Origin of the sequence: Streptomyces sp. NBC_01235 (assembly GCF_035989285.1) — a bacterium.
In the GTDB taxonomy this organism is placed as follows: Bacteria; Actinomycetota; Actinomycetes; order Streptomycetales; family Streptomycetaceae; genus Streptomyces.
Map to the genome: position 1 here is coordinate 5,581,891 of NZ_CP108513.1, position 13,056 is coordinate 5,594,946.

The window sequence follows — 13,056 nt, forward strand, 5'->3', positions numbered from 1 at the left end:
GGGCGCAGGCGGGATCATCGACGCATGGACGTCACCCTTCAGCTCTCCCAGGACCCCGAGGCCGACCAGCTCCTCGGGCGCTCCCCGCTCGCCGCGCTGGTCGGGATGCTGCTGGACCAGCAGGTTCCGATGGAGTGGGCGTTCAAGGGGCCCCGGACGATCGCCGACCGGCTCGGCGCCGACGACCTGGACGCCCACGACATCGCCGCCCAGGACCCGGAGGCCTTCGCCGCGCTGCTCTCCGAGAAGCCGGCCGTGCACCGTTACCCCGGCTCCATGGCCAAGCGCATCCAGCAGCTCTGCCAGTACCTCGTCGAGCACTACGACGGTGACGCCGACGCCGTCTGGGACGGCGTGGCCACCGGCACGGAGCTGCTCAGGCGCCTCGAGGACCTGCCCGGCTTCGGCAAGCAGAAGGCACAGATCTTCCTGGCCCTGCTCGGCAAGCAGCTCGGCGTGCGCCCCACGGGCTGGCGGGAGGCGGCCGGCTCCTACGGCGAACCGAAGTCCTTCCGGTCCGTCGCCGACATCACCGGCCCGGAGTCGCTGGCGAAGGTGCGGGCGCACAAGCAGGAGATGAAGGCGGCGGCGAAGGCCGCGAAGGCCGCCAAGGGGTAAGCCGTCACGGGGTAGGCCCCCACGGAGTGGGCATTCACGGGGTGGGCCCCCACGGGGTGGGCCGCCACGGAGTGGGCATTCACGGGGTGGGCCGCCACGGAGTGGGCCGCCACGGAGTGGGCCGCCACGGGGTAAGCCGCCACGGGGTAAGCCGCCACGGGGTAAGTCGTGTGGCCCGCCCGGGTGGCGGGCCGTCGCCGCCCGGTCTGAGCTGGGGACATGACCGAGCCACCGACCGGCCCCTCCTGGGGCCGGGAGTACGACGACCGCAAGGTCCACACCCAGCGGCACGGCCACGAGCCGGAGCCGCCCTTCGAGGGGCCGCTGCACGCCTTGTCCCGCGCCGCCTGGCAGATCGTGCTGCTCACCGGCGTCGCCTCCCTGATCCTCGGCGTCCTGGTGCTGGTCTGGCCGGGCGCCTCGCTCTTCGCGGCCGGCATCCTCTTCGGCCTCTACCTCGTGATCAGCGGCATCTTCCAGCTGGTGGCCGCCTTCGGCACCCTCCCCCATGACGACCTCGCTGCGCGTCCTCGGCGTCATCAGCGGCGCGCTGTCCCTGCTGCTGGGCCTGTTCTGCTTCCGCGGCCCGATGCAGTCGATCCTGCTGCTCGCCCTGTGGATCGGCATCGGCTGGCTGATCCGCGGGATCACCCAGACCCTGGCCGCCGTCTCCGACACGTCCATGCCGGCCCGCGGCTGGCAGATCTTCCTGGGGATCGTCACCTTCGTCGCCGGGATCGTCCTGATCGACTCGCCCTTCGAGTCGGTCGCCGTGCTCACCCTCGTCGGCGGCATCTGGCTTGCGGTCGTCGGCGTCGTCGAGATCCTCACCGCGCTCAGCATCCGCGGCCGCGCCCGCCAGGTCCCGCGCACCCTCTGAGCACGTCCCCGCGTCCCCGCGTCCCCGCGCTCCCGCGCTCCCGCGCTCCCGCGTTCCCCGCTCCCCCCTCCTCCGAACAGGTGATTCTCGCGCCCGGCGTGCTGAACGGCTGGCATGTCGCGGGGAGATGACCTGCCATGAGCACCGCACGCAGCCACTCCCGCAGCCGCGCCTGGCTGCGGGTGCTCGTCGTGCTCCTCGCCCTGCTGGTGCCGGGCGCCCCCGCCGAACTCGCCACGACGCCGGTCGCCGCCGGCGAGATCGCCGAGTACGACGTCCTCGACACGGCGCTGCGACCCGCCCCCTGCGCCCACCGGCCCGCCGCACTCCTGCGCCCCGCGCCGCTCCCGGTCCCGGCGCCCGGTGTCCCGGCGGACCGGCCGCTTCCCGCGCCACCGGGGCCGTCGTGCGCCCTGCACGCCCTGCGCACCGTGGTCCTGCGCTGCTGACCGAGCCCCGCCCCGAGGCCAGTCAGTACGACGTGTACGACGCGAGGAGCACAGTCATGCCCACCGACCCGTACGCGGTCCTGCGCGCCCTGCTGCGCGCGGAGGCCGTCCGCAACACACCGAAAACGCAGGTGAAGGAGCGGATCCCGCAGCCGCCCCAGGAGAAACGGGACCGCTGACCGGTCGGCGGAGGCGGCACCCGGCGGGAAACCGCCGGCCTACCGCCTCCGCCGGGCCGCGCCGAAGAGTGAGCGGGTGTTCTCCCGGCCGGTCTGCGTGCCGGCGGACCGGGCCGGCGACTTGAACACGCCCCTGCCGACGACCTGTTCGACGAGGGACGGCCACTCCTCGGCCTGCGCCTCCTCCGGCTGGCCCAACCGCCCCGACCGCTTCCGCTGCTCCTGTTCCAACCACCCTGGCCACCCCGACCGCTTCCGCTGCTCCAGCTGTTCCAACCACCCTGGCCACCCCGACCGCTTCCGCTGTTCCGGCTGTTCCAACCACCCTGGCCACCCCGACCGCTTCCGCTGCTCCGGCTGTTCCAACCACCCTGGCCGCCCCCACCGCTTCCGCTGTTCCGGCTGTTCCGTGGGCCTGACCGCCGGCTTCTCGAACGCCGACTCTCTTTCCACAGCCTGTGCATACCGCCCGTGGAGCGGGGACCCCTGCACCGCGCTGTCGAGGGCCGGGCCGTCGACCGCGCCCATCAGGAACTCGGGGGCGCGCAGCCGGATCGCGGCGACCGGGGCCTGGGCGCCCCTCTCGCCGAGGACCGTGACGACGGCCTCGCCGGCGCCGAGCCCGGTGAGCAGTTCCTCCAGGTCGTGGGCGGAGTTCGGGAACGCTTTCACCGTGACCTCGAGGGCCTTCCGGTCGTCCGGGGTGAAGGCCCGCAGGGCCTGCTGGACGCGGTTGGCGAGCTGGGCGAGGACGTCGCCGGGAACGTCCTTGACCATTGCGTGACGAAGAACACGCCTACTGCTTTCGAGCGAATCAGTCGCACGGTCTGCGTGATGGGGTCGAGCAACGCCTTCGAGTCGTCGTCGAAGAGCAGGTGCGCCTCGTCGAAGCAGACGACGAGCTTCGGCTTGCCCGCGCCAGTTCCAGGACCGACACGATCCCGCGACCGTCGGCCGCCGTGCGCAGGAACTCGGCCGTGTCGGACTCCGGCTCGCCGAAGAAGCCCGCCATGACCTTGACCTCCGCGAGGAAGACGGGCACACCCTGCGCGGAGAGCCGCTCGGCGATCAGCCGGAGCGTCCTGGTCTTGCCGGTGCCGGTGCCGGTGCCGGTGGCGCCGGCGACCAGGCCGTGCCGGTTCAGCATGGGGAGGGGTGCGGACCGGGGGCGTCGCGCAGGCGCCCCGCATTCCGTTTTACCCCTGTTCATCACGTCTTTTCCGCCGTCGCACTCCGTCTCCATGGCTGCGCCCGGAACGTCTGGACCGGTAGGCTTTCCGTGTGATCTTCAAGCGCATCGGAAACGGCCGGCCGTACCCCGACCACGGCCGGGAAAGCACCCGGCAGTGGGCGGACGTCGCGCCGCGCCCGGTCCGCCTCGATCAGCTGGTGACCACCAAGCAGCAGCTCGACCTGGAAACCCTGCTCGCGGAGGACTCGACGTTCTACGGCGACCTCTTCGCGCACGTCGTGAAGTGGCAGGGCGACCTGTACCTGGAGGACGGACTGCACCGCGCGGTGCGGGCGGCACTCCAGCAGCGACAGGTGCTGCACGCGCGCGTGCTCGAGCTGGACTGACGCCCGCCGCGAATCGCGCCGCACAACGCGTCGCGAACCCCGGCCGAACCCTCGGGTTGACCCGTTCGGGTTCTTTCCCGCACCCCCGCACGGTGTCGGATGATCGTTTATTAGTCACGGCCGCCCCGGCGCACTACGCTGCGCCCATGAGCATGCTGACTCCCCCCGGCATGGGCGGTAAATACCGGATCACGGGGGACAAGTACCCCCGCATGCGCCCGCACCGGCGACGCGGCAGGCTGGTCGTCGTGGTCGTCGCCTGCGGTGCCGTGCTCGGTGTGGCCGGCTGGGGCACTCTGCAGCTCATCGACGTCTTCACGGGCGGCGGAGGGACGGCCACGGCGGTCGGCGCCGACTGCTCCACGAACGCCACCAAGGCGAGCCCCGCGGCCTCCGGGTCCGCCGCCGCGACGGGCGGCACGGGTACGGGTAGGGGTGCGGGTGCGGCTTCGGGCGCGGTGCCCAAGCCCGCGCAGATCACCGTGAACGTCTTCAACGCCACGACCCGCAGCGGCCTCGCCAAGACCACCGCGGACGAGTTGAAGAAGCGCGGCTTCAAGATCGGCGACGTGGGCAACGCCGCCAAGCAGTACGACAAGAAGGTCACCGGTACCGGGATACTGCTCGGCCCCGCGTCCTCCCTGAACACCTCGCTGCCGGTCCTCGCCACCCAGCTCAGCACCGCCGAGCGCCGCACCGACGCCGCCCGCACGGGCGCGACCGTCGACCTGATCATCGGCAACGGCTTCAAGGCGCTGACCAGCCAGGCGGAAGCGACCAAGGCCCTGACGGCCCTGGCCGCACCACGGCCGACCGCGAGCACCGGCACGAAGAAGGCCTGCTAGCAGCCCCTTCTGCCCGATTGCCCCGTGCTCGGCATTGCCCCGTGCTCGACGACTGCGTTACTACTCCGCCGCGCCGTACAGCCGGTCGCCCGCGTCGCCGAGGCCCGGGACGATGTAGCCGTGCTCGTTGAGGTGGTCGTCGACGGCCGCCGTGACGACGGTGACCGGGGTGCCCGCGAGCTCGCGCTCCATGAGCTCCACGCCCTCCGGGGCGGCGAGCAGCACCACGGCCGTCACATCGTCGGCGCCGCGCCGGATCAGCTCGCGAATCGCGGCGACCAGCGTGCCGCCGGTGGCCAGCATCGGGTCCAGGACGTACACCTGGCGTGCGGAGAGGTCCTCCGGCATGCGCGAGGCATACGTGGACGCCTCCAGGGTCTCCTCGTTGCGGATCATGCCCAGGAAGCCCACCTCGGCGGTCGGCAGCAGCCGCATCATCCCGTCGAGCATGCCGAGACCCGCGCGCAGGATCGGCACCACCAGCGGGCGCGGATGGGAGAGCTTGACGCCGGTGGTCGAGGCGACCGGCGTCTTGATGTCGACCTGCTCGGTACGCACGTCACGCGTGGCCTCGTAGGCGAGCAGGGTGACCAGTTCGTCGGCCAGCCGGCGGAAGGTCGCGGAGTCCGTGCGCTGGTCGCGCAGCGTGGTGAGCTTGTGGGCGACCAGAGGGTGGTCGACGACGTGGAGACGCATGTCCACAACAGTAACCGCGCCGACCCCGCCCGGTGTCCGCACAGACAGTGAACCTATCCCTCCGACTTCGGCCGTTCGCTGGCATCAAACCGCCCGTCAGAGGGAAAGTGGGTGAAAGGTAGGGAGACGGACCGGGGTACCCGGGGTGGTGTGCTGATGCCTGAGCTGCCCGACTTGCCCGACCGCGACGCGCCGGAAACGGCACGGCCGCCCGAGTCCGACGCCGAGCGCCGCCGACGCCGCGCCCGGTTCCTGCGCGAACTGGCCGAGGCCCGCGAACTGCGCGACCGGGTCCAGCCGCGCCGCGCGAAGACCGCCCGGCTGCGCCACGCGATGCGCATGCGCACGTTCCGTTGGTAGTGGTGGCGGTACGGGACTTGGGGCATACGGGGATGATCGGCGCCGCCACGGGTGTCCCTTGGGGTGGGCGTGCGTGGGCGCACGGGAAAGCCGCGTACGATCCGCTGGTGGCGGCAACGAGTGTGCTGGTGAGTTGCTCACGGACGACCTCACGTACGTGCGATCAAAACCACCGGACACAGGGAGCCGAAGACGTCCCCTGAACGCCTTGTTTCTGCCACGATTCCGAGTGGGTGGGGCTCGGAGCCTGAGCTCTCTCTCCGCCCGTAACCTCCGCCGGGGGGACCCCCAACCGGCACGCCTATGACCAGTGGGAGAGTCACGGTGTACTTCGCCGCACTGCTCGCGCGCACCGAAGACGGGTGGGAAGCGAGCGACACAGAGCTCGACGATGTGGAGACCCTGTCGGATCTGGCCGACCTGGCCCGGGAAGCCTCTCCCGACGAGGACACGGTGCTCGTGCTGATCGAGCAGGAGGACTCCTGGTTCGGGGTCGTCCGCATCGACGGCGAGGAGGACCCTCGCATCTTCGTCTCCGACGCCGCTGCCGCCGCCCGCAGCTCGTACGGCGAGATCCTCCTCACCGACGAACTGCTCGGAAGGGATCCGGATGACGACGACACGGATCTGGACGCCCTCGACCTCGACGGCACCGAGGACGGTGAGGACGAGGACGAGGACTCCGACGGCACCGAGGGCGGCGGCTCCGCCGAGGCCGTGCCGCACGGCCCCGTCGGCGACGCCGGCATCCTCGACGACCTCGGCGTCGGCGAGAAGGAACTGAAGTCGCTGTCCGAGGACGCGCTCACCGAGATCGCCGACGCCCTGGGCGCCTCGGAGGTCCTGGAGACCGTCCGCTGACCGCATCCGACGCGGCGGCTGACCGGGGCCGGACACCCGACCCCGTACGCGACCGCTGGCGGGCCGCGATGCGGCTCGCCCTGGAGGAGGCCCGGCTGGCCGCCCGGGGCGGGGACGTCCCGGTCGGCGCCGTCGTGCTGGCTCCGGACGGCACGACGGTCCTCGCCGTCGGCCACAACGAACGCGAGGCCGGCGGCGATCCGACGGCCCACGCGGAGGTGCTCGCCATCCGGCGGGCGGCAGCGAATTTGAGAGATTCAGCGGCGCGCAGCGCCTCCGGCAAGGGTGGTGGTGGGCGACGGGCGGGCGAGTGGCGGCTGTCCGGCTGCACGCTCGTGGTGACGCTCGAACCGTGCACGATGTGCGCGGGCGCTCTCGTTCAGTCCCGGGTGGACCGGGTCGTCTACGGCGCCCGCGACGACAAGGCGGGCGCGGCCGGCTCCCTGTGGGACGTCGTCCGCGACCGACGCCTCAATCACCGCCCCGAGGTCGTCGAGGGCGTCCTCGCGCAGGAGTGCGCGGGGCTCCTCACGGACTTCTTCCGCGATCGCTGATCCCCCCTCCGAATACCGATTTCAAACCGGGGCTCACCTTGTTGTAAGGTCTCTCTCGGTAGCGTGTCCGAGCGGCCGAAGGAGCTCGCCTCGAAAGCGAGTGTGGCGCAAGTCACCGAGGGTTCAAATCCCTCCGCTACCGCTGGTGGACGAAGGGTCCGGTTCGATGAACCGGACCCTTCGTCATGTCGCCTGTGCTTTCGCGCGGCTCGGGCCGCTTGCCCAGGTACGTCCAGGCGAGGCCGCCGACGATCGGGGCGCTGAGCATGAACAGCAGCCACAGCGGTTTGGGCACGTGGCGGACTCGCTCCCCGGGAGTCCGGACGCAGTCGAGAAACGCCCCCACGCACAGCACGGCCACGAGGACCACCGGGACAGTGCTCAGCAGTTGCAGCGACATGCGCCTTCTCTCCTTCTCACCCTTTTCGCCCGCCTCCGACCGGCGGCCTTCATCCCTTCATCGGACGAGACCCCCCGAACGGTTCACGACCGCGCCGCCGTTCATGAACGCGCCGCGAACGCTCAAAAGCAGTGTGAAAATCGGACGGGCGGTTACACTCGCCGCCGGCAACAGGGGCCCAAACGGGCACACACAGGGGAGGCCAGGTGGCGGTGAACGCCAAGAAGATCGCCGTCTACGTGCTTGTGGTCTTCGCGCTCTACGTGATCATCACGGACCCGGCGAAGGCGGCGGACTACGTCCAGATAGGCTTTGAGGGCATATCGGACGCCGCAAAGGCCATCGGCGACTTCTTCACCTGGCTCGCCGACGGGGCGCGGTAGCCGGGCCGTCGTACGCACTGGGAGTGCCCATGATCCGCCACCTGGTCCTTTTCAAGCTCAACGAGGGCGTCCGGCGCGACGATCCCCGGGTCGCGCGGGGCGAAGCGGCCTTCCGGGCGCTGAGCGTCCAGATCGAGGAGCTGCGCTTCTGGGAGCTGGGCTGGAACATCAGCGAGCGCCCCGTCGCCTACGACTTCGCGATCAACTCGGCGGTCGAGGACGCGGACGCCCTGAAGCGCTACCTCGAGCACCCGGACCACCAGGCGGGCGTCGCCCTGTGGCGGGAGTTCGCCACCTGGGTGGTCGCCGACTACGAGTTCTGAGCCGACCCTGTCGGCAGTACCCGGCAGTACGGAGCCCTCCGCCCGAACGGCGGGGGGCATTTGTGCGTCCTCGATCACGGACAATGCACCAACTTCTCCTTCAACACGGCGTTATGGGGTGCTTGCACACAGTGCACATGTCTTGTGATGCTATGACCGCTTTTGACGGATGAGTTGACCGATGTTGACCTGACGAAGAGGTGGCGTTGACCGTGTCGGCCAGTACTGCGCCGCCTCAGCAGGAGGCACCCCCGGCACCCGCTCCGGCGCCCGCCCTGGAAGCCGTCCCGGAGGCCGCCACGGAAGCGGCCCCGACGCCCGAGCGGCGCCGCGGCGCGGACACCCGGGCGCTGACCCAGGTGCTCTTCGCCGAGCTCAAGGAGCTCCAGCCGGGCACGCCGGAGCACAACCGGGTGCGCGGGGCGCTCATCGAGGCCAACCTCCCGCTCGTGCGCTACGCGGCCGGCCGCTTCCGCTCCCGCAACGAACCGATGGAGGACGTCGTCCAGGTCGGCACCATCGGCCTCATCAACGCCATCGACCGCTTCGACCCCGACCGGGGCGTGCAGTTCCCGACGTTCGCGATGCCGACGGTCGTCGGCGAGATCAAGCGTTACTTCCGCGACAACGTCCGCACGGTCCACGTACCGCGCCGGCTGCACGAGTTGTGGGTGCAGGTCACCAGCGCGACCGAGGACCTGACGACGGCCTTCGGGCGCACGCCGACGACGGCCGAGATCGCCGAGCGGCTGCGCATCGGCGAGGACGAGGTGCTCTCCTGCATCGAGGCGGGCCGCTCGTACCACGCCACCTCCCTGGAGGCCGCCCAGGAAGGAGACGGTCTGCCGGGGCTGCTGGACCGCCTCGGCTACGAGGACCCGGCGCTGGACGGCGTGGAGCACCGCGACCTCGTCCGCCACCTCCTGGTCCAACTCCCGGAGCGCGAACAGCGCATCCTGCTGCTGCGCTACTACAGCAACCTCACGCAGTCCCAGATCAGCGCGGAGCTCGGGGTGTCCCAGATGCACGTGTCCCGGCTACTGGCGCGTAGCTTCCAGCGGTTGCGCTCGGCGAACCGCATCGAGGCGTGAGCCGGAACACGGCTTCAGTCGTCCCTCGATCGGGGATCGCAAGCGCGATCGAGTTGTCACCGTTGGGAGCGAATCGCTCACCTGGGGCGTTCCCGACAGATCTGCTCTGAAATACCGTCACACCCCCTCTTTCCAGGGTCGATTCGTTACTCACATGTCGACATGTCACTACAGCGTGTTGCCGACATGTGACATTCTTCCGGAAGCGCGTTTGCCGAGGCTTCGGCTCCGGTATTCAGGTGAAGGCTGACGTTCCTCAAGCGGGAATGTTCGCCGCGACCGTCCCGCGACCCAAAGGGGGTGGCATGTCCGCAGATCAGGGCAGCTCGAAGGTGCTCACGCTCACAAAGAGCGAGTCCGCGCCCGTCGTGCCTGTCGAGCCCGACGTGCTCGACGACGTCACAGCCCCCGAGGCCGCCCAGGCCCCGGCTCTCACCACGGCCACGGGGGCCATCGACACCCGCACCCTGTCCCGCTCCCTGTTCCTGCGACTGGCCACGCTCGCCGAGGACAGTCCCGAGCGCGTGTACGTCCGGGACACCCTCATCGAGCTCAACCTCCCCCTCGTGCGCTACGCGGCGGCCCGCTTCCGCTCGCGCAACGAGCCGATGGAGGACATCGTCCAGGTCGGCACCATCGGCCTGATCAAGGCGATCGACCGCTTCGACTGCGAACGGGGCGTGGAGTTCCCGACGTTCGCGATGCCGACGGTCGTGGGCGAGATCAAGCGCTTCTTCCGCGACACGTCGTGGTCGGTGCGCGTCCCGCGCCGCCTCCAGGAGCTGCGTCTGGCTCTCACCAAGGCCAGCGACGAGCTCTCCCAGAAGCTGGACCGCTCCCCGACGGTCGCCGAACTGGCCGCGGTCCTGGGCGTCTCCGAAGAGGACGTGGTCGACGGCCTGGCGGTCGGCAACGCGTACACGGCCTCCTCGCTGGACTCCCCGGCACCCGAGGACGACGGCGGCGAGGGCTCCCTGGCCGACCGCCTCGGCTACGAGGACACGGCACTGGAGGGCGTGGAGTACCGCGAGTCCCTGAAGCCGCTGCTGGCCAAGCTGCCGCCGCGCGAGCGCCGCATCATCATGCTGCGCTTCTTCGCCAACATGACCCAGTCCCAGATCGGCGAGGAGGTCGGCATCTCCCAGATGCACGTCTCGCGCCTGCTCACCCGGACGCTCGCCCAACTGCGCGAGGGCCTGATCTCCGACTAGGGGACGTGGTTCCGGGTCCTGGGGCTTCCTACCTGACGTTGCGTCAGACAGACTGGCGCGATGCGAAGTCCGACACGGGCACGTGGCCGCCGGGGCGCCGTATGGGGCGCGTCGGCGGCCGCCGTCGTGGTGGGGGCGGCGGGACTGCTGGCCGGGTGCGGAGGCGACGGCCACGGAGGCGACTACGTCGCGATCGGCGCGGCGGGCGGCCCGGCACCGCCGGGTACGCGCGCGGGCGGATCGACGGACCCGACGGGCGGGGTGCGGCTCGTGCCGCTGGACGGGGAGAGCAACTCCCCTGAGGGGCAGCCCGATCCGGCGGCGGCAGCGCGAGACGCGACGGGAGCGACACCGAAGGCGGACTCGACGGCCACGCCAGGCGTCCCGGAGCCCGGCTCACTGCATACCGCCTCATCCTCACCCGCCGAGGGCGGCTCCGACGGTCGTACGCCCTCGGCCTCCCCCGCACCGGCGCCCACGGCCACCGCTCCGTCCGGCAGCGCGTCCGCCGGACCGGCCGCCCTGGCAGTGGGCGACCCCGTCCGCGCGGGCACGGATCAGCGGTGGTGCGAGGACGTGACCCTCGTCCTCCACAACTCCGGTGGTACGGCGGTGCGTTCCGGAACGGTCACCTTCGGGACCCATGTCGTCGACGCGCTCGGCATCGACTGGGCGACCCGCGCGTCGACGGCCCCGCTCCCGACGCCGATCGCCGCCGGCGCACGCGAGGAGAAGACCTGGACGGTGTGCGTCGACGCGATGGGGGTCCCCCCGCTCGAGCGAAGCCGAGAGTGGGGGAGTGTCCCCTTGGGGATGCACATCGAGACACGGGACGTGTCGGTGCGGTGGGAGTGAGGAGGCGTGGGCGTCGGGGGAGTGGTTGAGGGGCGGGAGGGTGCGCGACGTCGTCGCGCCACCCGGCGTACCCGTACGGACGTTACTTCAGCGCCAGCCAGGCGACCGCGGCGACGATCACGACGGCCGCGACGATGCCGACGATCAGGCCGATGCGGGGGCCGGCCGGCGCGGGAGCCGGCTGGGCGGCCCGGGGGGCGCCCTCGTCGACGAACGCGCGGAACATCTGGGTGCTGCCTGCGGGGTCGTGGTTGCCCTGGGGGTTCTGGGTGTTGGCCATGGGCCGAGACACTAGCGAAAACGGGCGGGTCGGCCCAAGTGAGGGTCGCCACAGGAACGCTGAAGCGACCCCGGGTGCCCGGGAGAGGCCCCTGAGGCCTCAGAGGTCCCGGAGGCCGCTACAGCGTCCCGGCCTCCGGCCAGTGCGACCAGTGCGTGTTCGGCGGCAGCGTCGGGCGGTAGCGGGACGGGTCCCCCGATTCCAGCACCTCGGCGAGCAGCCTGAACGTCTCGTGCCCGCCCGGAGCGACGTCCCACAGCCCCTCGGGCTGGTTCCACTCCTCGAGACGCAGCAGTACCGGCAGATCGGCCGGAACCTCGGCCCGCAACTCCCTCTCGTCGGCCAGGAGCAGCTCCCGCTGGTCGGGGACCAGCAGCCGGAACACGTCCTCCAACGGTGTTCCGGAGTCGGCGGCCACCGTCAGCGCCGTTCCGTCGACGACCACCGGGACCCCGCCCGCGTACACCTCGTCGCCCTCCGGGTCGATCTCCGCCATGTTCTCGACCCGGTCCAGGAAGGCGCCGTACCCGGGCCGGCCCCCTGTGAGGCAGTTGCCGTAGAGGTGGAGGACATCGGCGAGGTTGCCGTGGCGCGGGTTGTAGCCGAGCAGCTCGACGACCATGACCCACCGCGTGGTGTCGCCGAACAGGTGGAGGCGGGCGTCGACCGGACAGACGTAGCCGTTGTCCAGGTCCGGAAACGTCCCCTGGTCCGCGGAGGCATCGAGCTGACCCAGGATCGACGAGATCGTCATCATGACGCCTGACCCCAGGGCGACCCACCGACACCACCCCGATCGCCGCCCCCACCTGCACATTTACCCCCGCAATACTTGTCTTTGCCAACTTTTTGCGGCTCTCGCGACGGCTTTATTTGCCTGCAGCAACCAACTGCTCTTATGGTTGCCCCAAGCAATAAAAGCGGGAGGTGTGAGATGGCCGGGCAGGCGCAGTTCGAGGAGTTGGCGCGTCAGCTCAGTGCCGTCGGGGCCGTGAAGCGGGACCTCGGGCGGATCCTGCCGCACGACTGCTCCGCCGGCTCGGCCGCCGTACTGGCGCTGCTGAGCCGTCACGGCGACATGCGCATGAGCAATCTCTCCGAGCTGCTCGCCGTCGACATGTCCGTGACCAGCCGGCACGCCGCGCACCTCGCCGACCGCGGATGGATCGAACGCTCCCCCGACCCGGCGGACAAGCGCTCCCGCATCCTGCACCTCACCCCCGAGGGCCACGCGATGCTCGCCGAGCTGTCCCGTCGGAGCACCGACCTGCTGGCGGAGCGGCTGGGCGACTGGACCGACGCCGAGGTCGGCCAGCTCATCGGACTGCTGACCCGGCTGCGCGCCAGCTTCGGGGACTGCCGGACGGTCACCCACCGGCCGCCGCCCCCGCCCGCACCCCCTCCGCCGACGCCCCCGCCTCCCGTTTCCGCTTCCGTTCCCGTAGGCGAACGGACACAGACCACCCGTACACCCGCACAAGCAACATAAGAGA

General features: G+C 70.9%; 18 protein-coding genes, 1 tRNA gene and 2 pseudogenes. 16 read left to right on the forward strand and 5 right to left on the reverse strand.

Annotated features, from left to right (window positions below; all coding sequences use genetic code 11):
• Positions 1–24: 24 nt before the first annotated feature.
• The 4 genes and pseudogenes from OG289_RS24805 (at position 25) to OG289_RS24820 (ending at position 2,126) form a co-directional block, all read left to right on the forward strand.
• A complete protein-coding gene (locus OG289_RS24805; RefSeq protein ID WP_327316228.1) occupies positions 25–618 on the forward strand; it encodes an HhH-GPD-type base excision DNA repair protein in 594 nt (197 codons plus the stop codon).
• Positions 619–837: 219 nt separating this feature from the next.
• Positions 838–1,498 (forward strand): annotated as a pseudogene (locus OG289_RS24810) (HdeD family acid-resistance protein).
• Between the two features lie 137 nt (positions 1,499–1,635).
• Complete coding sequence (locus tag OG289_RS24815) at positions 1,636–1,947, forward strand: hypothetical protein (protein WP_327316229.1); 312 nt, start codon at positions 1,636–1,638, stop codon at positions 1,945–1,947.
• 56 nt (positions 1,948–2,003) lie between these two features.
• A complete protein-coding gene (locus OG289_RS24820; protein ID WP_327316230.1) occupies positions 2,004–2,126 on the forward strand; it encodes a hypothetical protein in 123 nt (40 codons plus the stop codon).
• Between the two features lie 39 nt (positions 2,127–2,165).
• Here OG289_RS24820 and OG289_RS24825 read toward each other — a convergent pair.
• A pseudogene (locus OG289_RS24825) lies at positions 2,166–3,273 on the reverse strand (helicase HerA-like domain-containing protein).
• Positions 3,274–3,407: 134 nt separating this feature from the next.
• Between OG289_RS24825 and OG289_RS24835 the strand changes: the two are divergent.
• On the forward strand, positions 3,408–3,704 hold the full coding sequence (locus OG289_RS24835; protein WP_004943146.1) for a type II toxin-antitoxin system VapB family antitoxin: 297 nt from the start codon (positions 3,408–3,410) through the stop codon (positions 3,702–3,704).
• Positions 3,705–3,874: 170 nt separating this feature from the next.
• Entirely contained in the window at positions 3,875–4,549 is a 675-nt protein-coding gene (locus tag OG289_RS24840) for a LytR C-terminal domain-containing protein (protein ID WP_327320793.1), read from the forward strand.
• A 60-nt stretch (positions 4,550–4,609) separates the two neighbouring features.
• Here the strand turns inward: OG289_RS24840 and upp are convergent, their stop codons facing one another.
• Positions 4,610–5,245, reverse strand: a complete 636-nt coding sequence (upp, locus tag OG289_RS24845) for a uracil phosphoribosyltransferase (protein WP_327316232.1) — start codon at positions 5,243–5,245, stop codon at positions 4,610–4,612.
• Between the two features lie 156 nt (positions 5,246–5,401).
• On the opposite strand from upp, the gene OG289_RS24850 reads away from it, so the two are divergent.
• The 4 genes from OG289_RS24850 to OG289_RS24865 all read left to right on the forward strand — a co-directional run bounded on the left by OG289_RS24850 (position 5,402) and on the right by OG289_RS24865 (position 7,162).
• The gene (locus OG289_RS24850) at positions 5,402–5,605 is read left to right on the forward strand and encodes a hypothetical protein (protein ID WP_442818947.1); all 204 of its coding nucleotides are present in this window, start codon (positions 5,402–5,404) and stop codon (positions 5,603–5,605) included.
• A 324-nt stretch (positions 5,606–5,929) separates the two neighbouring features.
• Positions 5,930–6,466, forward strand: coding sequence for a tRNA adenosine deaminase-associated protein (locus OG289_RS24855; protein ID WP_327320795.1), 537 nt, complete (start codon positions 5,930–5,932; stop codon positions 6,464–6,466).
• Positions 6,467–6,534: 68 nt separating this feature from the next.
• Positions 6,535–7,020 carry a nucleoside deaminase gene (locus tag OG289_RS24860; protein ID WP_327316233.1) on the forward strand — a complete coding sequence of 162 codons (486 nt, stop codon included), beginning with the start codon at positions 6,535–6,537 and terminating at the stop codon, positions 7,018–7,020.
• A gap of 57 nt (positions 7,021–7,077) precedes the next feature.
• Positions 7,078–7,162: transfer RNA gene (locus OG289_RS24865), tRNA-Ser, on the forward strand.
• Here OG289_RS24865 and OG289_RS24870 read toward each other — a convergent pair.
• Positions 7,157–7,420: a PLD nuclease N-terminal domain-containing protein gene (locus tag OG289_RS24870; RefSeq protein WP_327316234.1), complete on the reverse strand. Its 264-nt coding sequence runs from the start codon at positions 7,418–7,420 to the stop codon at positions 7,157–7,159. The genes OG289_RS24865 and OG289_RS24870 overlap by 6 nt on opposite strands.
• 212 nt (positions 7,421–7,632) lie before the next feature.
• Between OG289_RS24870 and OG289_RS24875 the strand changes: the two genes are divergently transcribed.
• From OG289_RS24875 to OG289_RS24895, 5 genes are all read left to right on the forward strand, one after another.
• Entirely contained in the window at positions 7,633–7,803 is a 171-nt protein-coding gene (locus tag OG289_RS24875) for a hypothetical protein (protein WP_327321050.1), read from the forward strand.
• 29 nt (positions 7,804–7,832) lie between these two features.
• A complete protein-coding gene (locus tag OG289_RS24880) occupies positions 7,833–8,126 on the forward strand; it encodes a Dabb family protein (protein WP_327316235.1) in 294 nt (97 codons plus the stop codon).
• A gap of 206 nt (positions 8,127–8,332) precedes the next feature.
• On the forward strand, positions 8,333–9,217 hold the full coding sequence (locus tag OG289_RS24885) for an RNA polymerase sigma factor SigF (protein WP_327316236.1): 885 nt from the start codon (positions 8,333–8,335) through the stop codon (positions 9,215–9,217).
• 305 nt (positions 9,218–9,522) lie between these two features.
• On the forward strand, positions 9,523–10,428 hold the full coding sequence (locus OG289_RS24890; RefSeq protein ID WP_327316237.1) for an RNA polymerase sigma factor SigF: 906 nt from the start codon (positions 9,523–9,525) through the stop codon (positions 10,426–10,428).
• A 60-nt stretch (positions 10,429–10,488) separates the two neighbouring features.
• Positions 10,489–11,283, forward strand: a complete 795-nt coding sequence (locus OG289_RS24895; RefSeq protein WP_327316238.1) for a hypothetical protein — start codon at positions 10,489–10,491, stop codon at positions 11,281–11,283.
• An 82-nt stretch (positions 11,284–11,365) separates the two neighbouring features.
• On the opposite strand, the gene OG289_RS24900 is transcribed toward OG289_RS24895, so the two are convergent.
• Together OG289_RS24900 and OG289_RS24905 are read right to left on the reverse strand one after the other, a co-directional pair.
• Positions 11,366–11,563: a hypothetical protein gene (locus OG289_RS24900; RefSeq protein WP_327316239.1), complete on the reverse strand. Its 198-nt coding sequence runs from the start codon at positions 11,561–11,563 to the stop codon at positions 11,366–11,368.
• A 118-nt stretch (positions 11,564–11,681) separates the two neighbouring features.
• A complete protein-coding gene (locus tag OG289_RS24905; RefSeq protein WP_327316240.1) occupies positions 11,682–12,320 on the reverse strand; it encodes a DUF7003 family protein in 639 nt (212 codons plus the stop codon).
• A gap of 177 nt (positions 12,321–12,497) precedes the next feature.
• Between OG289_RS24905 and OG289_RS24910 the strand changes: the two genes are divergently transcribed.
• On the forward strand, positions 12,498–13,052 hold the full coding sequence (locus tag OG289_RS24910) for a MarR family winged helix-turn-helix transcriptional regulator (RefSeq protein WP_327316241.1): 555 nt from the start codon (positions 12,498–12,500) through the stop codon (positions 13,050–13,052).
• Positions 13,053–13,056 lie beyond the last annotated feature (4 nt).

Coding starts and splice junctions, on each gene's coding strand:
- OG289_RS24805 (WP_327316228.1), top strand. CDS start 25: ATGGACGTCACCCTTCAGCTCTCCCAGGACCCCGAGGCCGACCAGCTC.
- OG289_RS24815 (WP_327316229.1), top strand. CDS start 1,636: ATGAGCACCGCACGCAGCCACTCCCGCAGCCGCGCCTGGCTGCGGGTG.
- OG289_RS24820 (WP_327316230.1), top strand. CDS start 2,004: ATGCCCACCGACCCGTACGCGGTCCTGCGCGCCCTGCTGCGCGCGGAG.
- OG289_RS24840 (WP_327320793.1), top strand. CDS start 3,875: ATGGGCGGTAAATACCGGATCACGGGGGACAAGTACCCCCGCATGCGC.
- upp (WP_327316232.1), bottom strand. CDS start 5,245: ATGCGTCTCCACGTCGTCGACCACCCTCTGGTCGCCCACAAGCTCACC.
- OG289_RS24850 (WP_442818947.1), top strand. CDS start 5,402: ATGCCTGAGCTGCCCGACTTGCCCGACCGCGACGCGCCGGAAACGGCA.
- OG289_RS24860 (WP_327316233.1), top strand. CDS start 6,535: ATGCGGCTCGCCCTGGAGGAGGCCCGGCTGGCCGCCCGGGGCGGGGAC.
- OG289_RS24870 (WP_327316234.1), bottom strand. CDS start 7,420: ATGTCGCTGCAACTGCTGAGCACTGTCCCGGTGGTCCTCGTGGCCGTG.
- OG289_RS24880 (WP_327316235.1), top strand. CDS start 7,833: ATGATCCGCCACCTGGTCCTTTTCAAGCTCAACGAGGGCGTCCGGCGC.
- OG289_RS24890 (WP_327316237.1), top strand. CDS start 9,523: ATGTCCGCAGATCAGGGCAGCTCGAAGGTGCTCACGCTCACAAAGAGC.
- OG289_RS24895 (WP_327316238.1), top strand. CDS start 10,489: ATGCGAAGTCCGACACGGGCACGTGGCCGCCGGGGCGCCGTATGGGGC.
- OG289_RS24900 (WP_327316239.1), bottom strand. CDS start 11,563: ATGGCCAACACCCAGAACCCCCAGGGCAACCACGACCCCGCAGGCAGC.
- OG289_RS24905 (WP_327316240.1), bottom strand. CDS start 12,320: ATGATGACGATCTCGTCGATCCTGGGTCAGCTCGATGCCTCCGCGGAC.
- OG289_RS24910 (WP_327316241.1), top strand. CDS start 12,498: ATGGCCGGGCAGGCGCAGTTCGAGGAGTTGGCGCGTCAGCTCAGTGCC.